The 23,265-nt window shown below is 69.6% G+C and carries 16 protein-coding genes and 1 tRNA gene; 13 read left to right on the forward strand and 4 right to left on the reverse strand.

Annotated features, from left to right (window positions below; genetic code table 11):
• Positions 1 to 18: 18 nt before the first annotated feature.
• The 4 genes from gltB to pyk all read left to right on the forward strand — a co-directional run bounded on the left by gltB (position 19) and on the right by pyk (position 9,257).
• On the forward strand, positions 19 to 4,557 hold the full coding sequence (gltB, locus tag KFLA_RS15225; RefSeq protein ID WP_012920694.1) for a glutamate synthase large subunit: 4,539 nt from the start codon (positions 19 to 21) through the stop codon (positions 4,555 to 4,557).
• Positions 4,557 to 6,023: a glutamate synthase subunit beta gene (locus KFLA_RS15230; RefSeq protein WP_012920695.1), complete on the forward strand. Its 1,467-nt coding sequence runs from the start codon at positions 4,557 to 4,559 to the stop codon at positions 6,021 to 6,023. Before gltB ends, KFLA_RS15230 begins: the two co-directional genes overlap by 1 nt.
• Positions 6,024 to 6,152: 129 nt before the next feature.
• On the forward strand, positions 6,153 to 7,703 hold the full coding sequence (locus tag KFLA_RS15235) for a metallophosphoesterase family protein (protein ID WP_012920696.1): 1,551 nt from the start codon (positions 6,153 to 6,155) through the stop codon (positions 7,701 to 7,703).
• A gap of 111 nt (positions 7,704 to 7,814) precedes the next feature.
• The gene (gene pyk / locus KFLA_RS15240; protein WP_012920697.1) at positions 7,815 to 9,257 is read left to right on the forward strand and encodes a pyruvate kinase; all 1,443 of its coding nucleotides are present in this window, start codon (positions 7,815 to 7,817) and stop codon (positions 9,255 to 9,257) included.
• 52 nt (positions 9,258 to 9,309) lie between these two features.
• Here pyk and KFLA_RS15245 read toward each other — a convergent pair whose 3' ends face one another.
• Together KFLA_RS15245 and KFLA_RS15250 are read right to left on the reverse strand one after the other, a co-directional pair.
• Positions 9,310 to 10,059: a hypothetical protein gene (locus tag KFLA_RS15245; RefSeq protein WP_012920698.1), complete on the reverse strand. Its 750-nt coding sequence runs from the start codon at positions 10,057 to 10,059 to the stop codon at positions 9,310 to 9,312.
• Between the two features lie 45 nt (positions 10,060 to 10,104).
• A tRNA-Leu gene (locus tag KFLA_RS15250) sits at positions 10,105 to 10,178 on the reverse strand.
• Between the two features lie 87 nt (positions 10,179 to 10,265).
• Between KFLA_RS15250 and KFLA_RS15255 the strand changes: the two genes are divergently transcribed.
• The 7 genes from KFLA_RS15255 (at position 10,266) to KFLA_RS15285 (ending at position 18,206) form a co-directional block, all read left to right on the forward strand.
• Positions 10,266 to 11,048 (forward strand): hypothetical protein, encoded by a 783-nt coding sequence (locus tag KFLA_RS15255; RefSeq protein ID WP_012920699.1) that lies wholly within the window; start codon positions 10,266 to 10,268, stop codon positions 11,046 to 11,048.
• A 16-nt stretch (positions 11,049 to 11,064) separates the two neighbouring features.
• Entirely contained in the window at positions 11,065 to 11,649 is a 585-nt protein-coding gene (locus KFLA_RS15260; RefSeq protein WP_012920700.1) for an ANTAR domain-containing response regulator, read from the forward strand.
• Between the two features lie 547 nt (positions 11,650 to 12,196).
• Entirely contained in the window at positions 12,197 to 13,438 is a 1,242-nt protein-coding gene (locus tag KFLA_RS15265; RefSeq protein ID WP_237706812.1) for a branched-chain amino acid ABC transporter substrate-binding protein, read from the forward strand.
• An 82-nt stretch (positions 13,439 to 13,520) separates the two neighbouring features.
• Entirely contained in the window at positions 13,521 to 14,837 is a 1,317-nt protein-coding gene (locus KFLA_RS36685; protein WP_012920702.1) for a branched-chain amino acid ABC transporter permease, read from the forward strand.
• The gene (locus KFLA_RS15275; protein WP_012920703.1) at positions 14,834 to 16,519 is read left to right on the forward strand and encodes a branched-chain amino acid ABC transporter permease; all 1,686 of its coding nucleotides are present in this window, start codon (positions 14,834 to 14,836) and stop codon (positions 16,517 to 16,519) included. Before KFLA_RS36685 ends, KFLA_RS15275 begins: the two co-directional genes overlap by 4 nt.
• Complete coding sequence (locus KFLA_RS15280; RefSeq protein ID WP_012920704.1) at positions 16,516 to 17,493, forward strand: ABC transporter ATP-binding protein; 978 nt, start codon at positions 16,516 to 16,518, stop codon at positions 17,491 to 17,493. The genes KFLA_RS15275 and KFLA_RS15280 overlap by 4 nt, the downstream gene beginning before the upstream one ends.
• Positions 17,490 to 18,206: an ABC transporter ATP-binding protein gene (locus tag KFLA_RS15285; protein ID WP_012920705.1), complete on the forward strand. Its 717-nt coding sequence runs from the start codon at positions 17,490 to 17,492 to the stop codon at positions 18,204 to 18,206. The genes KFLA_RS15280 and KFLA_RS15285 overlap by 4 nt, the downstream gene beginning before the upstream one ends.
• 213 nt (positions 18,207 to 18,419) lie before the next feature.
• Here KFLA_RS15285 and KFLA_RS15290 read toward each other — a convergent pair whose 3' ends face one another.
• A complete protein-coding gene (locus KFLA_RS15290) occupies positions 18,420 to 19,160 on the reverse strand; it encodes a DUF554 domain-containing protein (protein WP_012920706.1) in 741 nt (246 codons plus the stop codon).
• 159 nt (positions 19,161 to 19,319) lie between these two features.
• Between KFLA_RS15290 and KFLA_RS15295 the strand changes: the two genes are divergently transcribed.
• The gene (locus KFLA_RS15295; protein WP_012920707.1) at positions 19,320 to 19,943 is read left to right on the forward strand and encodes a GNAT family N-acetyltransferase; all 624 of its coding nucleotides are present in this window, start codon (positions 19,320 to 19,322) and stop codon (positions 19,941 to 19,943) included.
• Here the strand turns inward: KFLA_RS15295 and KFLA_RS15300 are convergent.
• The gene (locus KFLA_RS15300) at positions 19,906 to 20,334 is read right to left on the reverse strand and encodes a hotdog fold thioesterase (protein WP_012920708.1); all 429 of its coding nucleotides are present in this window, start codon (positions 20,332 to 20,334) and stop codon (positions 19,906 to 19,908) included. The two genes, KFLA_RS15295 and KFLA_RS15300, sit on opposite strands and share 38 nt — an antisense overlap.
• Positions 20,335 to 20,462: 128 nt before the next feature.
• On the opposite strand from KFLA_RS15300, the gene polA reads away from it, so the two are divergent.
• The gene (polA, locus tag KFLA_RS15305) at positions 20,463 to 23,168 is read left to right on the forward strand and encodes a DNA polymerase I (RefSeq protein WP_012920709.1); all 2,706 of its coding nucleotides are present in this window, start codon (positions 20,463 to 20,465) and stop codon (positions 23,166 to 23,168) included.
• The last annotated feature ends 97 nt before the right edge of the window (positions 23,169 to 23,265 follow it).

The raw sequence follows: 23,265 nt of genomic DNA on the forward strand, positions 1-23,265 counted from the left end.
GACGACGGGAGCCCCTGGATGTTTGGTCGCCCCCCCATCTTGAACCGGCAGAGGCCCGCTGAGGGTCTGTACGACGGGCAGCACGAGCACGACGCGTGCGGTGTTGCCTTCGTCGCCACCCTGACCGGTGAACCGAGCCATGACATCGTGGCGAAGGCTTTGACCGCCCTGCGCAACCTCGAGCACCGCGGTGCCTCCGGCGCCGAGCCCGACTCCGGTGACGGCGCCGGCATCCTGATCCAGGTACCGGACGCGTTCTACCGCAAGGTGTGCGACTTCGAGCTGCCGGTTGCGCGTGCGTACGCGACCGGGATCGCGTTCCTGCCGCAGGACCCGGACGACGCCGCCAAGGCGGTTGCCCGGATCGAGGAGCTGGCCGACGAGGAGAACCTGACGGTCCTGGGCTGGCGCGACGTGCCGACCACGCCCGACCTGCTCGGCGCCACGGCGCGCTCGGTGATGCCGGTGTTCCGCCAGCTGTTCGTCGCGGCGAAGACCGGCCGCGTGCTGGGCCTGGCCCTGGAGCGGATGGCGTTCCGGCTGCGCAAGCGGGCCGAGCGGGAGACCGCGACGTACTTCCCGTCGCTGTCCGGCCGGACCGTCACCTACAAGGGCATGCTGACCACCGACCAGCTGGACAAGTTCTTCCCCGAGCTGACCGACCCCGACCTCGCCTCGGCGATCGGTGTCGTGCACAGCCGGTTCTCCACCAACACGTTCCCGTCCTGGCCGCTGGCCCACCCGTACCGGTACATCGCCCACAACGGCGAGATCAACACCGTGCAGGGCAACCGGAACTGGATGCGCGCTCGCGAAGCGCTGCTGGCCAGCGACCTGATCCCGGGCGACCTGGAGCAGCTGTACCCGATCTGTACGCCGGGCGCGTCCGACTCCGCGTCGTTCGACGAGGTGCTGGAACTGCTGCACCTGGGCGGCCGGTCGCTGCCGCACGCGATGCTGATGATGATCCCGGAGGCGTGGGAGAACGCCACCACGATGGACCCCAAGCGCCGCGCGTTCTACGAGTTCCACTCCACCCTGATGGAGCCCTGGGACGGACCGGCGTCGGTGGTCTTCTCCGACGGCACCAAGGTCGGTGCGGTGCTCGACCGCAACGGCCTGCGCCCGTCGCGGTACTGGGTCACCGAGGACGGCCTGGTCGTGCTGGCCTCCGAGGCCGGTGTGCTGGACATCGACCCGGCCACCGTCACCCAGAAGGGCCGGCTCGAGCCGGGCCGGATCTTCCTGGTCGACGTCGAGCAGCACCGGATCATCACCGACTCCGAGGTGAAGACCGCGCTCGCCGAGGAGCACCCGTACGACGAGTGGCTGCACGCCGGCCTGATCCGGTTCGAGGACCTGCAGGAGCGCGAGCACGTCGTGCACAGCCATGCCTCGGTCACCCGCCGTCAGCAGGTCTTCGGCTACACCGAGGAGGAGCTGCGGCTGCTGCTCACCCCGATGGCGAAGACCGGCGCGGAGCCGATCGGCTCGATGGGCACCGACACGCCGATCGCCGTCCTGAGCGACCGGCCGCGGCTGCTGTTCGACTACTTCGCCCAGCTGTTCGCCCAGGTGACGAACCCGCCGCTGGACGCGATCCGCGAGGAGCTGGTGACCTCGCTCTCGTCCTCGCTCGGCCCGGAGTCGAACCTGCTGAACCCGAGCCCGGCGTCCTGCCGTCAGGTGGTGCTGCCGTTCCCGGTGATCACCAACGACGAGCTGGCCAAGCTGCGGCACATCAACCTGGACGGCGACATGCCGGGCCTGGCGACCACCGTGCTGCGCGGCGTGTACGACGTCGCGGGCGGCGGCCAGGCGCTGAAGGACCGGCTGGACGCGATCTGCGCCGAGGCGTCCGCGGCGATCGCCGAGGGGGCCCGCATCCTGGTGCTGTCCGACCGGCACTCCAACGCCGAGCACGCGCCGATCCCGTCGCTGCTGCTGACGTCGGCGGTGCACCACCACCTGGTCCGGGAGAAGACCCGCACCCAGGTCGGTCTGGTGATCGAGGCCGGCGACGTCCGCGAGGTGCACCACGTCGCGCTGCTGATGGGCTACGGCGCGGCCTGCATCAACCCGTACCTGGCGCTGGAGTCGGCCGAGGACCTGGCCCGGCGCGGCACCTACCTGCCCGGCATCGAGCCCGAGCAGGCCGTGCGCAACGTGGTGAAGTCGCTCGGCAAGGGCGTGCTGAAGGTGATGTCCAAGATGGGCGTCAGCACGGTCGCGTCGTACACGGGCGCGCAGATCTTCGAGGCGACCGGCCTGTCGGCGGACCTGGTGGACACCTACTTCACCGGTACGTCGAGCAAGCTCGGGGGCGTCGGCCTGGACGTCATCGCCGAGGAGGTCCGGCAGCGGCACCTGCGGGCCTACCCGGCCGACGGCATTCTGCCGGCGCACCGCAAGCTGGAGGTCGGCGGCGAGTACCAGTGGCGCCGTGAGGGCGAGCCGCACCTGTTCGACCCCGAGACGGTGTTCCGGCTGCAGCACTCCACCCGGACCGGGCGCTACGACATCTTCAAGCAGTACACGCAGCGCGTCGACCAGCAGTCCGAGCAGCTGATGACGCTGCGCGGCCTGTTCGCCTTCAGGTCCGACCGGCAGCCGATCAGCGTCGACGAGGTCGAGCCGGTCAGCGAGATCGTCAAGCGGTTCAGCACCGGCGCGATGAGCTACGGCTCGATCAGCGCCGAGGCGCACGAGACGCTCGCGGTCGCGATGAACCGGCTCGGCGGCAAGTCGAACACCGGTGAGGGCGGCGAGAACTCCGACCGGCTGCACGATCCGGCGCGGCGCAGCTCGATCAAGCAGGTCGCGTCCGGCCGGTTCGGCGTCACCGCGGAGTACCTGACCAACTCCGACGACATCCAGATCAAGATGGCGCAGGGGGCCAAGCCCGGCGAGGGTGGTCAGCTGCCCGGGCACAAGGTCTACCCGTGGGTGGCCAGCACCCGGCACTCGACGCCCGGCGTCGGCCTGATCTCGCCGCCGCCGCACCACGACATCTACTCGATCGAGGATCTGGCCCAGCTGATCCACGACCTGAAGAACGCCAACCCGTCGGCCCGGATCCACGTCAAGCTGGTCTCCGAGGTCGGGGTCGGCACGATCGCCGCCGGCGTCAGCAAGGCGCACGCGGACGTCGTCCTGATCTCCGGCCACGACGGCGGGACCGGCGCGGCACCGCTGACCTCGCTCAAGCACGCGGGCGGTCCGTGGGAGCTCGGGCTGGCCGAGACCCAGCAGACCCTGCTGCTGAACGGCCTGCGCGACCGGATCGTCGTGCAGACCGACGGCCAGCTGAAGACCGGCCGGGACGTCGTCGTCGCGGCGTTGCTCGGCGCCGAGGAGTACGGTTTCGCCACCGCGCCGCTGGTGGTCTCGGGCTGCATCATGATGCGGGTCTGCCACCTGGACACCTGCCCGGTCGGCGTCGCGACCCAGAACCCGGTCCTGCGCGAGCGGTACGCCGGCAAGCCGGAGTTCGTGGTGAACTTCTTCGAGTTCATCGCCGAGGAGGTCCGCGAGTACCTGGCCGAGCTCGGCTTCCGCTCGCTGGACGAGGCGATCGGCCACGCCGACGTGCTGGACATCCAGCGCGCGGTCGACCACTGGAAGGCCGACGGCCTCGACCTGTCGCCGATCCTGCACGTGCCCGCGCTGCCCGAGGGTGCCGCGCGGCACCAGACGGTGCTGCAGGACCACGGGCTGGACAAGGCGCTCGACAACGAGCTGATCCGGATCTGCGCGCCGGCCATCGAGAACGGCGAGCCGGTCCGGGCCCAGCTGCCGATCCGGAACGTGAACCGGACCGTCGGCACCATGCTCGGCCACGAGATCACCAAGAAGTACCGCGCGGCCGGGCTGCCCGACGGCACCGTCGACCTGACCTTCACCGGGTCGGCCGGCAACTCGTTCGCCGCGTTCGTGCCCCGCGGCGTGACGCTGCGGCTCGAGGGCGACGCCAACGACTACGTCGGCAAGGGCCTGTCCGGCGGCCGGGTGGTGATCCGCCCGGACCGCAACGCGCGGTTCGACGCGGCCGACCAGATCATCGCCGGCAACGTGATCGCGTACGGCGCGACGTCCGGCGAGCTGTTCATCAACGGTGGCGCGGGGCAACGGTTCTGTGTGCGCAACTCCGGCGCCACCGCCGTGGTCGAGGCGGTCGGCGACCACGCCTGCGAGTACATGACCGGTGGTCGCGTCGTGGTGATCGGCGCCGTCGGCCGGAACTTCGCGGCGGGCATGTCGGGCGGCGTGGCCCACGTGCTCGACCTGGACCCCGCGCTGGTGAACCCGGAGCTGGTGGACCTGCTCCCGCTCACCGGCGAGGAGTCCGACCTGTTGCAGGACCTGGTCCGGCGTCACCACGAGGAGACCGGCTCGGAGCGGGCGGCCAAGCTGCTCGCCGACTGGGCCGCCGCCGAAACCAGGTTCACCACGGTGATGCCCCGCGACTACGCCCGGGTGCTGGCGGCCAAGGCGGCCGCCGAGCGCGACGGGCTGGACGAGGACGCCACCACGCGAGCGATGATGGAGGCCATCTGATGGCTGACCCGAAGGGATTCCTGACCACTCCGCGCGAGGTCGCCGAGCGGCGGCCGGTGGCCGAACGGGTGCAGGACTGGAACGAGGTCTACCCCGGTGGACCGGGCAAGGCGCTGCTGCCGATCATCACCAAGCAGGCCGGCCGCTGCATGGACTGCGGTATCCCGTTCTGCCACTCCGGCTGCCCGCTGGGCAACCTGATCCCGGAGTGGAACGACCTGGTCTGGCGCGACGACTGGACCGGGGCGATCGAGCGGCTGCACGCGACCAACAACTTCCCGGAGTTCACCGGCCGGCTCTGCCCGGCGCCCTGCGAGCCGGCCTGCGTGCTGGGCATCAATCAGGAGCCGGTGACGATCAAGAACGTCGAGGTCGCGATCATCGACAAGGCCTGGGAGTCCGGTGACGTCCGGCCCCAGCCGCCGGAGTGGCTGACCGGCAAGACGATCGCGGTGGTCGGCTCCGGCCCGGCCGGCCTGGCCGTCGCCCAACAGCTGACCCGCGCCGGTCACACCGTGGCCGTGTACGAGCGGGCGTCGGCGCCGGGTGGTCTGCTGCGCTTCGGCATCCCGGAGTTCAAGATGGAGAAGGTGCAGGTCGAGCGCCGGATCCAGCAGATGAAGGAGGAGGGCACGGTCTTCCGCTCCGGTGTGAACGTCGGCGTGGACGTCACCGGGACTCAGCTCCAGCAGCGGTACGACGCCGTGGTGATCGCCACCGGCGCCACCGCGGCCCGGGACCTGCCGGTGCCGGGGCGCGAGTTCGCCGGCATCCACCAGGCGATGGAGTACCTGCCGCAGGCCAACCGGGTCGCGCTGGGGGAGACGGTCGAGAACCAGATCGTTGCCACCGACAAGGACGTGGTGATCATCGGTGGCGGTGACACCGGCGCCGACTGCCTCGGCACCGCGCACCGTCAGGGCGCGCGCAGCGTCACCCAGCTGGAGATCATGCCGCGCCCGTCCGACGAGCGGCCGGCCGGACAGCCCTGGCCGACGTACCCGATGATCTACCGGGTCGCCTCGGCGCACGAGGAGGGCGGTGAGCGGGTCTACTCGGTGTCGACGAACAACTTCGTCGCCGACGAGAACGGGCACGTGGCCGGCCTCAACCTGGTCGAGGTCGAACTCGTGGACGGCCGGTTCACGCCGATCGAGGGTACCGAGCGGACCATCCCGGCGCAGCTGGTGCTGCTGGCGATGGGCTTCCTCGGGCCGGAGAAGGAAGGCTTCCTCGAGCAGCTCGGTGTGGAGCTCGACGAGCGCGGCAACGTCAAGCGGGACAAGGCGTACCAGACCTCGGTCGAGGGCGTTTTCGCCTGCGGCGACGCCGGCCGCGGCCAGTCGCTGATCGTCTGGGCGATCGCCGAGGGCCGCTCCTGCGCGAACGGCGTGGACGCGTTCCTGACCGGCTCGTCGACCTTGCCCACCCCGATCCCACCGACGGCCCGGCCGCTGGTGGTCTGACCCGCGCAAGGCGGGACCGGCCCGACCCGGCGACCGGGTCGCGGCCGGCTCCCGCCCGCCGGGTGGGGTTTGCGGAAACGCCGCGCCCGGTGCAGCGAGGGTTTGCCGCGGGCCCCTAGGTTGGTCACCGTGCCTCGACGTCTCCTCACTCGTCAGCGCCTCCGCCGGGTCGCGCCGTGGGCCGGACTGGTCGCGCTCTGGTTCGCCGTGTCGCTGGTCGTCGGCCTGCTGTCGTTCGCCAACGACTCCGAGCGGGTCACCATCGGCGCGCACGCGGCCCAGGTGTCGCCGACCTTCGACGGTCACGTCACGCTCGACCTCGGCGCGGTGCTGCCGCGGCTGCGGCTGGACGCGAACCTGCCGGTCGATCTGGGCGTCAACCTCGACGTCCAGGAGACCGACGCGGACAACCTGAGCGACCTGCTCACCCGGGACGCGCTGATCGCGTCGCAGCCCGACGGTGAGATCGCCCGGATCCGCGAGGTGGTCCAGGAGATGGCCGTCGACAACGCCGTCGCGGGTGCCGGGTCGGGGCTGCTGGCCGCGGTCCTGGTCGCGACGTTGTGGGCGATGGTCGGTCCGCGCCGGCGCCGCGAGTTGTTCGTGCTGCTGCACTCCGCCGAGCGCAGGGTGCAGCACCGCGCGGTCGTCGTCCTGGTCGCTCTGCTGATCACGGTCGCGTCGGTGATCGGGCCGGGCCAGATGCGGCAGGCGCAGGCGCCGCCGACCGAGTGGCGGCCGCTGGGCGACCTGCTGCCGGAGCTGACGTTCGACGACCGGCTGAAGAACGTCGAGGTCGCCACCGGGTTCAGCACCACCGGCGGCATCGGCGTGATCCGGACCGCCGTCGAGACGTACGAGCGGTCCACCGACTTCTACGGCCAGCTGCGCGACCGGGTCAGCCGGGTCGGCGGGCGGATCCGCGCGGCCGGTGAGGGCGAGACCGTGGCGCTGCTGGTGTCGGACCGGCACGACAACATCGGGATGGACCCGTTCGCCGCCGAGGTCGCCAAGGTGGCCGGCGCGAAGGTGCTGATCGACGCCGGCGACGACACCTCGTCGGGGCAGTCCTGGGAGGCGTTCAGCATCAACTCGCTGGCCCAGCACTTCCGGGACCTGAAGGTCGTCGCGGTGGCCGGCAACCACGACTCCGGCGGCTTCGTCGAGGAGGCGATGCGGCGCAACAAGTTCACCGTGCTGGACGGCGAACCGGTCGAGGTCGAGGGGATCCGCTTCCTCGGCGACAGCGACCCGACCCGGACCGGGCTCGGCAGCGCCGACACGCCCGGCGACGAGACCACCGCCGAGCAGTCCGCCCGGCTGGCCGACGTCGCCTGCGCGCAGTCCGAGGACGAGCCGATCTCGACGATGCTGGTGCACGACCCCTCGTCGTACCAGGACACCGCGAACCGCGGCTGCGCGTCGCTGCTGCTGTCCGGGCACCTGCACCGGCAGGTCGGGCCCGACACCAGAACCGTCGAGGGACGGCCGGTCACGACGTACACGAACGGGACGACCGGGGGAGCGGCGTACGCGTTCGCGCTCGGGTACACCTTGCGCCGGCCGGGCGTCGTCACGCTGATCACCTACAGCGAGGGCCGTCCGGCCGGGCTGCAGACCGTCACCGCCGAGCTCACCGGCGAGGTCACCGTCGGCACCTACCGGCCGTTGCCCAGTTGAGCTTTTCGCTGCCGCGGCAGGCTCCGGCGGCACTCGTCACGAGGTGTTAACCGTCCAGTAACGGGGGCGGACCAGCACGCCAGTGGTCTTGTAGGAGTAGGGTTTTGTGACGTGCGTCGCGCAAAGATCGTTTGTACGCTCGGCCCGGCTACGGCCGCCCCCGAGCGCATCCTGGAACTCGTCCAAGCAGGTATGGACGTCGCTCGGCTGAATCTCAGCCACGGCGCCCACGCCGAGCATGAGCGCATCTACCAGCGAATCCGGACCGCAGCGGCCGAGACCGGCAAGAACGTCGGGATCCTGGTCGACCTGCAAGGCCCGAAGATCCGGCTGGCGGAGTTCGCCGAAGGCAAGGTCACGCTGACCTACGGCGAGCGCTTCACCATCACCACCCGGGAGGTGCCCGGTGACGTGACCGTCTGCGGTACGACGTACGACGGGCTGCCCGGCGACGTCAGACCCGGTGATCCGCTGCTCATCGACGACGGCCGCATCGCGCTGGTCGCCGAGGAGGTGACCGAGACCGACGTGATCTGCCGGGTCACCGTCGGTGGGCCGGTGTCGAACAACAAGGGCATCAACCTGCCCGGTGCCACGGTGAGCGTGCCGGCGATGTCGGAGAAGGACGTGGAGGACCTGCGCTGGGCCCTGCACCTGCCGGCCGACATGATCGCGATGTCGTTCGTCCAGCGGGCCTCCGACATCCAGATCGTGCACAAGATCATGGATGAGGAGGGTCACCGGGTCCCGGTGGTCGCCAAGATCGAGAAGCCGCAGGCGGTCGCGAACCTGGACGAGATCATCGAGGCCTTCGACGGCTTCATGGTCGCCCGCGGCGACCTCGGCGTGGAGCTCCCGCTGGAGGAGGTCCCGCTGGTCCAGAAGCTGATCATCGACCAGGCCCGGCTGAACGCGAAGCCGGTGATCGTCGCCACCCAGATGCTGGAGTCGATGATCTCCGCGCCGCGGCCGACCCGCGCCGAGGCCTCCGACGTCGCCAACGCGGTGCTCGACGGCGCCGACGCGGTGATGCTGTCCGGAGAGACCAGCGTCGGCCGGTTCCCGATCGAGACCGTCAAGACGATGGCCCGGATCGTGGAGTCGACCGAGGAGCACGGCCTCAGCCGGGTCAAGGAGATCGACTGGGAGCCGCGCACCAAGGCCGGCGTCATCGCCCGCGCCGCGGCCGACGTCGCCGAGCGGATGGAGGCGAAGTACCTGGTCGCCTTCACCCAGTCCGGCGACACCGCGCTCCGGCTGGCCCGCTACCGCACCGAGATCCCGGTGCTCGCGTTCACCCCGGTCCCGTCGGTGAGCGCCTGGCTGAGCGTCGTGTGGGGTATCGAGACGCACATCGTCCCCACCGTCGACCACACCGACGACATGGTCCGCCAGGTCGACCAGCGCCTGCTCGAGCTCGGCAAGCTCCAGAAGGGCGACCTGGTCGTCATCGTCGCCGGCAGCCCACCCAGCATCCCCGGCTCCACCAACGCCCTCCGCGTCCACCGCATGGGCGACGCCATCGCCGGCATCGCCCCGGCGTACCGGCAGTAGCAGCGAGTCTGATCCGTGGTTGACGCGGCCGGTCCGGTGACCGGCCGCGTCGTCACGCCTTCGTGCCGACGATCCGGTCGAGTACGGCGACGGCGTCCCGGCGGGCGACCGACAGAGCGTTGCGCCGCGGCATCCGCCAGGCGACGCCGAGCAGGTCGAGGGCCCACTGGCACAGGCGCATGATGTCGGCGGACTCGTTCGCGAACAGGTAGCGCGTGTACTCGTACCGCCGTACCTGGTCACCCGTACGCCGGGTCGCCCAGTTCGCCACCCGGCAGCCGTCGGACATAAAGAGCCCGCGGACGAAATCTTCGGGGTGGTCGGCAACGATCTCCCGTTGCCAGCCGTCCAGCTCGATCCGGCGCAGGTGCTTGCGCCCAGGACCGTGCTGAGGAAACAGGCACGGCCAGTGCTTCCAGTACGAGACGACCTGGGTGCAACCGGGCGCCGCAACGCGATGAACCGGCCTGGCTGAGTAGACGGCGGCGATGGTCGCTCGCACCTCTGCGATCAGGTCCGGATAGCTGTCGTCACAGCTGATCCGCAGCGCGTGGACGCCTTTGGCCTGCGCGGAAACGCACCCGTCGCCGAGATAGAGGCCGAGCAGTCGCGCGTAGGGCGCCTTTGCCAGCGAGCTCGCCGTGCACCGCGGACAGGCAGTCGGATCGACTGCCGGCTCAGGACCCTCCCGCCACCCGCGCAGCGCCGACCGGCTCATCCCCAACCGACGGCTCACCGAGCTGAGGCTCTCACCCGAGCCCAATGCATCCAGCGCCAGGCGCCGCGTACCGGCGTCGTACATGCAGGAAGTCTGTCAGCCGGAACCGACAGTTCCGGGGGTATCAGGTGCCCTGGGTGGGACTCGAACCCACACTGAACGGGTTTTGAATCCGCGCTCTCTGCCAATTGGAGTACCAGGGCTGGCTCGCCAGATCTTAGCCTATCGCCGGACGCACGGCCGCAACCGCCGGCACCCGAAACTGTCGGTTCCGGTCGGGACCATGGGGCATGGTGCATTTCCGGTCGCAGGAGACGGTGGACTCGGCGTTGCGGATGTCCGACGAGGGAGTGCTCGATCGGGTCAACGCCGAGATCCACGGGGTGGCGGTCAAGACCGTACGGCGGTGGCGTCGGCAGTACCAGCGGCGGGGTCTGCCGCGAGGGCAGGGGTTTCGGCCGACGCCGTGTCCGCGGTGCGACGGCGCCGAGCTGGACCAGGCGGCGTACGCGTTGCTGCTGGGGTGGTACTTGGGCGACGGGCACATCGCCGCGGCCAGGCGTGGCGTCTACACGCTGCAGATCGCGAACGACCAGAAGTACCCCGAGCTGAACCAGGAGATCGCCGCGACGATCCGGAAGGTGAAGCCGACGGCCAGTCCGTGTCTGCGCGGCGGTTCGACGGCCGTGCGGATCGAAGCGCGGTGGAAGCACTGGCCCTGCGTGTTCCCGCAGCACGGGCCGGGCCGCAAACATCTGCGCGAGATCGAGCTCGTCCCGTGGCAGCAGGAGATCGTTCGGGCGGAGCCGCGGCACCTTGTGCGGGGCCTGTTCCATTCGGACGGCTCGCGGTTCGTCAACTGGGCAACGCGGCCGACGAGGGACGGCGGTCGGAAGCGCTACGACTACATCCGCTACATGTTCTCCAACGAGTCGGCCGACATCCGTGGGATCTTGACCGACGCGCTGGATCAGCTCGGCATTCCCTGGCGCCAGCCCCGGGTGAACGTGGTGGCCGTGAGCCGGCGCGAAGGAGTTGTGGCGCTTGACGGGTTTGTCGGGCCGAAGAGCTGATGGTGGGGTCGATAAGGTGTCGGGTGTGACTGCTAAGCGTGTGGTGATCGCCGAGGACGAGGCTTTGATCCGGATGGATCTGGCCGAGATGCTGGCCGAGGAGGGGTACGACGTCGTCGGGCAGGCGGGGGACGGTGAGGAGGCGATCCGGCTGGCGGTCGAGCTTCGGCCGGATCTAGTGATCCTGGACGTGAAGATGCCGAAGCTGGACGGGTTGAGCGCCGCCGAGAAGATCGCGGGGGAGCGGATCGCGCCGGTGCTGATGCTGACCGCGTTCTCGCAGCGGGAGCTGGTCGAGCGGGCGCGGGACGCCGGCGCGATGGCGTACCTGGTGAAGCCGTTCTCCAAGACCGACCTGCTGCCCGCGATCGAGATCGCCGCCAGCCGGTACGTCGAACTGGCGGAACTGGAGCGCGAGGTCGCCGATCTCGCCGAGCGCCTGGAGACCCGCAAGCTGGTGGATCGGGCCAAGTCGGTGCTGCAGACGAAGTTCGGGCTGTCCGAGCCGGACTCGTTCCGCTGGATCCAGAAGACCGCGATGGACAAGCGCGTCTCGATGCGCCAGGTCGCCGAACTCGTCGTCGACGAGGCCGGCTCCTAACCCACAGCCCCACTCCGCACCTAACGCTTCCGCGGCCGGCGCCCGGTTGGTCTGACGTCCGGCGCCGGGTGGTCCGGCGTCCCGCGCCCCACCCGCCGCTCCCGCCGGGCGTCCCGCACGTACCGCGCTGCCGTCGCCCGGGCGCCGCCGCGCTTCTGCCCGTTCACCGCGGATGCCGCCGCCCCCACCGCACCGGAAAACGCTTGCGGCGGCCGGCTCATGCCATGACCCAGCCGGTTTCGCCAGTTGTTTTGGCGTGCCGGAATGTGCCCTGCCCACCTACTGAGACGGTCGTCACACTGTGTGGCGTACAACCGGATTCGGCCTGCTGGCGAGCAGCGGAAGCCGTGGCTGTGGGTAGGCGGAATGGTTACAAAAAGTGACCAATCCCGGTAAAGCCAGTGACAACGGATCAGGACGATGCTTACAGCGGTAACGACCTCACAACACACGCTGGGTCACGTTCGCTTGAACCCTCTAGCTGGGTCTAACCTGCGGGTGCTCGCGGCAATCGCGGGGGTCCGGGGATTCGCCGGACTATCCAGACATGGGAGGAACAGTGCACCAGCGTTCCGTAGTACGGGTCGGCGCGTCGCTGATCGTTGCGTCGTTGGCCCTGACTGCCTGCGGTTCACGCAGCGACGACAACGGTGGCGGGGGCTCCGGCGAAGCGACCAAGACAGCCAAGATCGGCGTGATCGCGCCGCTGTCCGGAGACTTGTCGGCACTTGGTCTGGGTATCCAGCACTCGGTCGAGCTGGCCGTGAAGCAGGCCAACGACTCCAACGCCATCCCGGGCTGGAAGCTCGAGGTCGCCGCCAAGGACGACGAGGCCAAGCCGGACGTCGGCAAGAACGCCGCCACCGCGCTCAGCTCCGACAAGGACGTCATCGGCGTCGTCGGCACGCTGAACACCAGCGTCAGCCAGCAGGTCCAGCCGGTGCTCGCGCCGAAGAACATCGTCCAGGTCTCGCCGGCCAACACCGGCCCGGGCCTGACCCAGGGCGCGAACTGGCAGAAGGACCCGAAGCGGCCGTACCCGACGTACTTCCGCACCTGCACCACCGACGCGGTCCAGGGTCCGTTCGCCGCTCGCTACCTCTACGAGACGGCCAAGATCACCAAGGTCGCCACGATCCACGACAAGAAGGCCTACGGTCAGGGCCTGGTCGGCACCTTCACCGAGGAGTTCAAGAAGCTGGGCGGTCAGGTCGTCGCGGCCGAGACCATCAACCCGGACGACGCGAACTTCCAGGCCGTGGTCTCCGCGGTCAAGCCGTCGGCCCCGCAGGCCGTGTACTACGGCGGCGAGTACCCGCAGGCCGGCCCGCTCTCGCAGCAGATGAAGGCCGCCGGCCTGAACGTCCCGCTGATGGGTGGCGACGGCATCTTCGACCCGAAGTACGTCCAGCTGGCCGGCAAGACCGCCCCCGGTGACCTGGCCACCTCGGTCGGCGCGCCGGTCGACTCGCTGGCGTCGGCCAAGAAGTTCGTCGAGGACTACAACGCGGAGAAGTTCGCCGAGCCGTACGCGGCGTACGGCGGCTACTCCTACGACGCGGCCAACGCGATCATCAACGCACTGAAGACCTCGCTGAAGGACGCCAACGACGTCGAGTCGGCCCGTGCGGCGACGGTCGAGGCCCTGGGCAAGGTTTCCTTCGACGGCGTGACCGGCAAGGTGGCCTTCGACCAGTACGGCGACACCACCTCCAAGGTCCTGACCGTCTACAAGGTCGACGCCGGCAAGTGGGCGACCGTGGAGACCAAGGACTTCGAGACCAAGTAGTCGACCTCATGACCCGGGGGTGGGACGTGATCCGTCCCGCCCCCGTGGCATGCCGGAAACCGAAGGTAGTTGGGAGGTCGACGTGGACCAGTTCCTTCAGCAGCTCGTGAACGGACTGACTCTCGGATCGCTGTACGCCCTGATCGCGGTCGGGTACACCGTCGTCTACGGCATCGTGCAGCTCATCAACTTCGCCCATGGCGAGGTCTTCATGATCGGCGCGTTCGGCGCGCTGACGACGTACTTGCTGTTCTTCGACGGTCAGACCAGCGTGTGGATCCTGCCGGTCATGATCGTCGGTGCCATGGTCGCCTCGGTGGGCACCGCGGTGCTGATGGAACGTGTCGCGTACCGTCCCCTGCGGAACGCGCCACGACTCGCACCGCTGATCACCGCGATCGGCATCTCCGTCTTCCTGCAGGAGTTCATCCGGCTGTTCTACGAACGCCCGGGGTGGACCGTGCCGGTGGCGGCGGCGCTCGTGCTGTTCGCCGCCTACCTCGTCGGCGCGCGGATGACGACCGTTCCGCTGCACAACCCGATCACCAAGTGGACCGACCGGTCGCCGCTGATCGCGGCGGCAGCGGTCGCACTGCTGGTCTGGATCGGCGTGCGGCTGGTGGAGCGGGACCTGTCCTTCGTGGCCACCGCGGGGGTCGTCGTGGGCGGCTTGGTCCTCGGCACCGCGGTCGGCTTCCTCGTCGCCCGGCTGACCGGTGGGGCGGAGCGGGCAGCCGCGCTGCTGCGGCCCTTGGCCGCGACCGCGCTGGCCACCGTCGTCGCGATGGAGCTGTTCTGGCTGATCTTCAAGGAGCTGCTCGCCACCGTCGAGTGGCCCAGCGCGAAGCTGCGGATCCCCTTCCCTCAGCTCGAGGTGGTCAGCGGCACCGCGCTTCAGATCGGTGGGGTGACCATCCAGCGGTCCGCGATCTTCACGATCGTGGCGCTGGCGATCTGCTCGGCGCTGCTGTGGTACTTCATCAACCGCACCCGGCTCGGCCGCGGCATGCAAGCCGTCTCGCAGGACCCTGACACGGCGCGGCTGATGGGTGTCAACGTCGACCGGATCATCGTGGTCGCGTTCGCGCTCGGCGCGGCGCTGGCCGCGGTCGCCGGCATCTCCCAGGGCCTGCAGAACAACAACATCGAGTTCCGGATGGGCTTCCTGGCCGGTCTGAAGGCGTTCACCGCCGCCGTGCTCGGTGGAATCGGCAACATCCAGGGCGCGGTCGTGGGTGGTCTGGTGCTCGGCGTCGTCGAGGCGATGGCCACGCAGTACGTGCCGGGCCAGTTCGGTGGTGGGTCCTGGAAGGACGTCTGGGCCTTCGTGATCCTGATCCTGGTGCTGGTCTTCCGGCCGCAGGGTCTTCTCGGAGCAAGGGTGGTGGACCGCGCATGAGCGTCGCCCAAACAACGCCGCCGGCCACCAAGCCGCCCGCCTGGCCGCTCGGCCTGGCCGGTGTCGCGCTGGTGATCGTCGGATCGTTCCTGTCCTGGAGCTACGACAGCTCGATCCTCGGCGACCTGTCGATCAACTTCTACCCGGGTTCGCTGCAGATCCTCGCGATCATCCTCGCGGTGCTCGCGCTGGTCCTGCTGCTGACCGAGAAGGGCCCGTTGGCCGGCCGGCTCGGCAAGTGGCTGGACGCCACCCTCGGTCTGCGGGCACTCGGCATCATGCTCACCGTCTACATGGTGCTGGTGCTGGTCGCGATCACGCTCGAGTCCGACGGCCTGATCAATGTCAACCCCGGCGGCTACGTCAGCCTGGTCGGCGCCGTGCTGGTGCTGGTCAGCTCGCGGCTGCTGCCGTTGCGGCAGCTGCACGACCTCAGCCGGGCCAAGCTGCCCAGCTGGTTCGAGATCCTCTCGATCGCGCTGCTGATGGCGGCGGTTCTCTTCGGTGCGGCGTTCGCGCTCGGTCTGACCGACGCGTGGTCGTTCGTGCTCTGCCTGACCTTCATCGCCGGCGTGATCGCGGTGATGTTCCGGACCGGCGCGATGAGCTGGTTCGGCCACGTCGGGCAGCGGCACAAGAAGGTACTGACGCTGGCCGCGTTCGCGGTGGCGTTCTTCTTCCCGTTCACCCAGAACGGGTCGGACGCGAACATGTCGATCGCGACCCAGGTGCTGATCTTCGCGGCCACCGCGATGGGCCTGAACATCGTGGTCGGCCTGGCCGGCCTGCTGGACCTCGGTTACATCGCCTTCCTCGGCTCCGGCGCGTACGTCGCCGCGATGCTGTCGGAGTCGGCGTTCGCGACGATCGACTGGCACCCGCCGTTCCTGGCCGTGGTGCTGATCGGTGCCTGCGTGGCCGCCACGCTGGGCCTCATCATCGGCTCGCCGACGCTGCGGGTCTCCGGTGACTACCTGGCCATCGTGACGCTGGGCTTCGGTGAGATCTTCCGGCTGGCGATGCTGAACCTCGACGGCATCAACGGTCCGCTGCTGACCAACGGCCCGAACGGCATCCCCGGCATCCCGGAGCTGCAGGTCGGCGGCTTCAACTTCGGCGACGAGCACACGGTGCTCGGGCTGGAGCTGGGCCGGTTCGCGAACTACTACTTCCTGCTGCTGATCCTGATCGCCTTCGTCATCCTGGTCTTCGCCCGGCTGAACGACAGCCGGATCGGGCGGGGCTGGATCGCGATCCGGGAGGACGAGAAGGCCGCCGAGGCGATGGGCGTGAACGTCTTCGGCCTCAAGCTGCTGGCCTTCGCGATCGGCGCGTTCCTGGCCGGTCTGGCCGGCACGATCAAGGCCCACCAGGACGTTGCCGTCAGTCCCGACCAGTACATCTTCCTCGAGTCGGCGTTCCTGCTCGCGGCGATCGTGCTGGGCGGCATGGGTACCATCGCCGGCGTCCTGCTGGGCGCGACGATCCTGAAGCTGCTGCCGGAGAAGCTGCGGTTCTTCTCGGAGTACCGGCTGCTGCTCTTCGGTCTGCTGCTGGTGCTGATGATGCGGTTCCGGCCCGAGGGCCTGGTCGCCAGCAGGCGCCGGCAGCTGGAGTTCCACGAAGAGGACGAGGAGCTCGCGGTGGCCATCGAGAGCGAACTGGTCGAGGAGGCGAAATGACCGTCACCGACACGACGGACCGGTCGGCCCCAGCCGTGGGTGCACCGGTGCTGGAGGCGACCGGCGTCACCATGCGGTTCGGTGGTCTGCTGGCCGTCAACGATGTGAACCTGACCGTTCGCGAGGGCGAGATCGTCGGTCTGATCGGCCCGAACGGCGCCGGCAAGACGACCTTCTTCAACTGCCTGACCGGGCTCTACAAGCCCACCAGTGGGCAGGTGCGCTTCGCCAGCGCTCCGAAGGTCACGCCGAACGGGTCCCGGCGCGCGACGAAGAACGGCGGGCCGACGACCGAGTCCGGCGCGGTGGAGCTCAAGCAGCCCGCCGGTTCACTGCAGCCGTTGCCGCCCAAGCCGCGGGCCGTGGTCCGGGCCGGGATGGCCCGGACGTTCCAGAACATCCGGCTGTTCGCCAACATGACGGCGCTGGAGAACGTGATGGTGGGCCGGTACTGCCGGACCTCGTCCGGCGCCCTCACCTCGGTGCTGCGCGGCCCCAAGTTCCGTCGCGAGGAAGCTGCGACGCGGGCCCGGGCGCAGGAACTCCTGGAGTTCGTCGGTCTGGGCAAGTCGGCGGAGAACCTGGCCCGGAACATGCCGTACGGCGACCAGCGGCGGCTGGAGATCGCCCGCGCGCTGGCCACCGACCCGAAGCTCATCCTGCTGGACGAGCCGACGGCCGGCATGAACCCGCAGGAGACCAAGCAGGCCAGCGACCTGATCTTCAAGATCCGGGACTCGGGCCTGTCGGTCGTCGTGATCGAGCACGACATGCGCTTCATCTTCAACCTGTGCGACCGGGTGCTCTGCCTGGTCCGCGGCGAGGCGCTGATCGAGGGCAGCCCGGGTGAGGTGCAGTCGGACCCGCGGGTGATCGAGGCCTACATCGGCACCGGCGAGGACGACGACGAAGTGGACCCGGACGAGGCGCACGTCCAGGACACCACCGTCAGCGAGCGGGAGGGGAACGCATGACCGCCATGCTCGAGGTCAAGGACCTGGAGGTCGCCTACGGCAAGATCGTGGCGGTCAAGCGGATCAGCTTCTCGGTCGAGCAGGGCCAGGTCGTCACGCTGATCGGTACGAACGGCGCCGGCAAGACGACGACGCTGCGCACGATCTCGGGCCTGCTCCGGCCGACCCACGGCGAGATCCTGTTCCAGGGCCAGCGGATCGACCAGATGCCGGCCCACGACATCGTCACGATCGGGCTGGCGCACTCGCCGGAGGGCCGGCGGATCTTCCCCCGGCTGTCGGTGGAGGAGAACCTGCTGCTGGGTGCGTTCACCCGCAACGACCACGGCGGGATCCGCAAGGACCTCGACGCGGCGTACGCGCTGTTCCCGATCCTGGGGGAGCGGCGCAAGCAGCCGGCCGGCACGTTCTCCGGCGGTGAGCAGCAGATGCTGGCGATGGGGCGGGCGATGATGAGCCGGCCCAAGCTACTGATGCTGGACGAGCCGTCGATGGGGCTGTCGCCGATCATGATGAAGCGCATCATGACGACCGTCACCGAGCTCCAGCGGCAGGGCACGACGATCCTGCTGGTCGAGCAGAACGCCCAGGCGGCGCTGAAGCGGGCCGACTTCGGGTACGTGCTCGAGGTCGGCAAGATCGTGGTCCAGGGCACTGGGCGCGAACTGCTGGTCAACGACGACGTACGCAAGGCGTACCTCGGCGAGGACTGACCACGTACGGCGAAGCCCCGGTCCTTCTCGTGTGGGGGAGACCGGGGCTTTTCCCTTGGTGCGGGTGGTCTACCCACGCGGGCGCCTTCGCTCGCACGGTGCCTGCTCCCGCCCATCCTTTGATTCGAACGCCGTGCTGTCGCCCGGCGTCGGGGTTGCGTGCTGCCTCACCCAACACCACTCCAACCACCCAGCGTTGCCGCCCGCAACCGCTCAGTTGCGTACGACAACCAGCAGCTGCACGAGCAGCGGCGCCACGATCAACGCCGGCAGCAGATCCGCAACCGCGACCTGCTTGATCTTCAGCAGCCGCAGGGCGACGCCGATCAGCAGCAGACCACCGGTCGCGCCGAGGGCCGTGACGTGGGCCTCGGGCAACACATCTCCCAGCAGCGCGCCGGTCGCGGTCATCAGGCCCTGGATCACCAGCACCACCAGCGCGGACGCCGCGACGCCCCAGCCCAGGGAGGCGGCGAAGGCGATCGAGGCGAAGCCGTCGAGCACCGACTTCAGCAGGAGCTGGTCGGCGCCGCGGCCGAGGCCGTCCGAGAGGGCGCCGAGAAAGGTGAGCGGTCCGACGCAGAACACCATCGACGCCGAGACGAAGCCCTCGACGAAGGTGCTCTCGCCGTCGCGGCGGCTGAACCGGTGCTGCAGCCAGGCGCCGAAACCCTCCAGCCGCTGCTCGATCCGCAGCAGCGAACCGGCGATCCCGCCGATCAGCATGGCTCCGAGCACGATCAGCACGGGCGCGCTGTCGCCGACCGCCGCGCTGAGTGCCTCGTCGCCGACGGTGAGTGCCGAGCTGATCGCGATCAGCAGCGTCACCAGGCCGAGGGCGTCGGTGACCAGGTCCCTGGTCCGGTCGGGCAGACGGTGGCCGATCAGGACGCCGAGGACCGAACCGAGCAGCACCGTCGCGACGTTCACGACGGTGCCGATTCCGATGAACAAGCGTGCTCTCCGATCGCCGGCTGTGACCGCCGGCAGGGGGGTCGGTGTGCTTGCGGTGGTGTCGCTTTGCAACCGACCGCGAAAGCCCTACTGTTGCGCGGGGATGAGCGTATCGCCCGTCCTGTTCACCTCGGGGGTGGATCAGACCAGGAGGCCGACGTGGCATCAGCCATCGCGGTGCGCGACGCCCGCCCGGAGGATGCCGCCGACCTGGTGACGTTGTGGGGCGAGATGGCGCTCGGGACCGCGCACCAGCGGGTGCTCACCGCGCCGACGCCGGAATCGGTCCTCACCTCGATCGAGCGGCTCGCGACGGATCCGGGCGGCCGGCTGGTGGTCGGCGAGCTGGAGGGCCGGCTGAGCGGCATGGCGTACCTGCGCCGGACGCCGGTCAGCCCGTTGCACGCCGAGGTCACGATGACCGTGGAGTACCTGCACGTCGCCGACCACGCGCGGCGGCACGGCCTGGGCAAGGCACTGATCGCCGAGGCGGCGGCCTGGGCCGAGCACGAGAACTGCCCGTACCTCGGTGTGGTGGCACCGGCCGTCGCCCGCGAGGCGAACCGGTTCCTGGCCCGGCTGGGACTGGGTCAGGCCGCCGTACTGCGCTTCGCCGGCACACACACGGTCCGCCGCCGGCTGGCCGCCGAGCACGCGCCCAACCTGCTCGCCCTGCTCTCCTCGCGTCGTTCGGTGGTCGCCCGCCGTGCCCAGCTCGGCCGGCACCCCGGCGAACCCGCCGGCCTCAGCTTCCCGGCGGAGCCGGAATCAGCTGGCACGTGATCCGGGCGGTGCAGACCCGCTTGTCCCGCTCGTCGGTCACCACGATCTCGTACGACGTGGTGGTGCGGCCCAGGTAGACCGGGGTGGCGACGCCGGTGACGAGGCCTTCGCGGACGGCCCGGTGGTGGGTGGCGTTGATGTCCACGCCGACGGCGACCTTGCCGTACGCGGCGGCGTGCAGCGCGGAGCCGATCGACCCCAGGCTCTCGGCCAGCACGCAGGACGCGCCGCCGTGCAGCAGTCCGTACGGCTGGACGTTGCCCTTCACCGGCATCGTCGCGACCACCCGTTCCGCCGACGCCTCGGTCACCACGATGCCCATCAGGTCGAGCAGCGTGTTCTCGGTCGACATGCCCGGCGGCAGCTCGGCGGCAGCTGATTCGTCACTCACTGAAGTCTCCTCCGGGGTCCTCGAACGTGTCGTTCCGCAGACTACGTCAGCCCCCGCGCGGTCGGTCCGGAACTGTCGGCGCGGGGCACTAGAGTCTTCCTGTGGCTCCAGAAACCAACACCTCGACGATGACCAAGGACCCGGTCCCGGTGGGTGACACCGCGCGGCCGCGGATCCTGCTGCTGGACGGGCACTCGCTGGCCTACCGCGCCTTCTACGCGCTGCCGGTGGAGAATTTCTCCACCTCGACGGGCCAGCACACCAACGCGGTGTACGGGTTCACCTCGATGCTGATCAACATGCTGCGCGACGAGCAGCCGACCCACGTCTGCGTGGCCTTCGACGTGTCCCGCAAGACCTTCCGCTCCGAGCAGTACACGGAGTACAAGGCCGGCCGGTCGAAGTCGCCGGACGAGTTCAAGGGGCAGGTCTCGCTGGTCAAGGAGGTGCTGGAGGCGCTCCGGATCCCGACCACCGAGATCGACGGCTGGGAGGCCGACGACATCATCGCGACGCTGGCCACGCAGGCGTCCGACCAGGGCTTCGAGGTGCTGATCAGCTCCGGCGACCGCGACGCGTTCCAGCTGGTCAGCGACAACGTCACCGTGCTCTACCCCAAGCGTGGCGTGTCCGAGATCGCCCGGATGGACCCGGCCGCGGTCGAGGAGAAGTACGGCGTGACGCCGCGGCTCTACCCCGATCTGGCGGCGCTGGTCGGCGAGCAGAGCGACAACCTGCCGGGCGTTCCGGGCGTCGGCCCGAAGACCGCGGCCAAGTGGCTGAACCAGTTCGGCTCGCTGGACGACGTGGTCGACCGGGTGAACGAGATCAAGGGCAAGGCGGGCGAGTCGCTGCGCGAGCACCTCGCCGACGTGATCCGGAACCGGCAGATCAACGAACTGGTCCGTGACCTGACCCTGGACGTGTCGGTCGACGACCTGGTCCGCCAGCCGTGGGACCGGGACAAGGTGCACACGCTGTTCGACAGCCTGGAGTTCCGCGTCCTGCGCGAGCGGCTGGTCGCCGAGCACGAGCAGGTCGACGAGACCGTTGACCAGGGCTTCGAGCTGCAGGGCACCCAGCTGAAGCCGGGCGAGGTGGCGGCCTGGCTGAAGGAGCACGTCAGCGCCGGCGAGCGGGTCGGCGTCGCGGTCCAGGGCAGCTGGGGCCGGGGGACCGGCGAGATCACCGGGCTGGCGCTGGCGACGACCGCGGGCGCGGCCGCCTGGTTCGACCCGACCGCGCTGACCGCGGACGACGCGGCGGCGTGGCAGGCCTGGCTCGCGGATCCCCAGCAGCCGAAGGCGTTGCACGACGCGAAGGGCCCGCTGCTCGGATTCCTGGAGCTGGGGTGGACGCTGGCCGGGCTGACCTCGGACACCCAGCTGAGCGCGTACCTGGCTCGCCCGGACCAGCGGTCGTACGACCTGGCCGACCTCACCGTGCGGTACCTGCGGCGCGAGCTGCGCAACGAGGAGGCCGACAACGGCCAGCTCAGCTTCGACGACGTCGAGGGCGGTCCGGCGGCGGACGCGACGATGCTGCGCGCCCGGGCGATCGCGGACCTGGCCGACACGCTCGACGCGGAGCTGGCCAAGCAGGCGGGCACGGCGCTGCTGGCCGACGTGGAGCTGCCGCTGATCGACGTGATCGCCGCGATGGAGCGGGACGGTATCGCCGTCGACCGGCCGTACCTGGAGAAGCTGGAGGAGCGCTTCGCGACCGGTGTCCGGGACGCGGCCACCTCGGCGTACGAGGTGATCGGCAAGGAGATCAACCTCGGATCGCCGAAGCAGCTGCAGGTGGTGCTGTTCGACGAGCTGCAGATGCCGAAGACCAAGCGCACCAAGACCGGCTACACCACCGACGCGGACTCGTTGCAGGCGCTGTTCGAGAAGACCGAGCACCCGTTCCTGGCCTACCTGCTGGCGCACCGGGACGCGACCCGGCTGCGGCAGACGGTCGAGGGGCTGCTGAAGACGATCAGCCCACGCGACGCCCGGATCCACACCACGTTCAACCAGACGATCGCGGCGACCGGGCGGCTCAGCTCCACCGACCCGAACCTGCAGAACATCCCGATCCGGACCGAGGAAGGCCGCCGGATCCGGGAGGCGTTCGTGGTCGGCGAGGGATACGAGTCGCTGATGTCGGCCGACTACAGCCAGATCGAGATGCGGATCATGGCGCACGTGTCGGAGGACGAGGGGCTGATCGACGCGTTCAACTCCGGCGAGGACTTCCACTCGGTGACGGCCGCGCGGGTCTTCTCGGTGCAGCCGGGCGAGGTCACCCAGGAGATGCGGGCCAAGATCAAGGCGATGAACTACGGCCTGGCGTACGGGCTGTCGGCGTACGGGCTGAGCCAGCAGCTGAAGATCGGCGTGGACGAGGCCAAGGGCCTGATGGACGAGTACTTCGAGCGCTTCGGCGGCGTGCGCGACTACCTGCGCAGCATCGTGATCGAGGCCGGCAAGAGCGGCTACACCGAGACGATTCTCGGCCGCCGTCGCTACCTGCCGGACCTGACCAGCGACAACCGCCAGCGCCGCGAGATGGCCGAGCGGATGGCGCTGAACGCGCCGATCCAGGGATCGGCCGCCGACGTGATCAAGCTGGCGATGCTGAAGGTCGACGCCTCGCTGCGGTCGTCCGGCCTGAAGTCCCGGATGCTGCTGCAGGTGCACGACGAACTGGTCTTCGAGATCGCCCCCGGCGAACGCGAGGCCCTCGAGGAACTGGTCCGCCGCGACATGGGCTCCGCCGTCGAGATGGCCGTCCCGCTCGACGTCTCCGTCGGCGTCGGCCGCACCTGGCACGAAGCCGCACACTGACCCCGTGCGGGAGCCGAACCGTTCCGGTCCGCCGTGATCCGTCCCGGCCGGACCGGCTCAGCTCCGCGCCGGACCAGCTTGGCTGCCCGGCCGACGG

Origin of the sequence: Kribbella flavida DSM 17836, from assembly GCF_000024345.1 — a bacterium.
In the GTDB taxonomy this organism is placed as follows: domain Bacteria; phylum Actinomycetota; class Actinomycetes; order Propionibacteriales; family Kribbellaceae; genus Kribbella; species Kribbella flavida.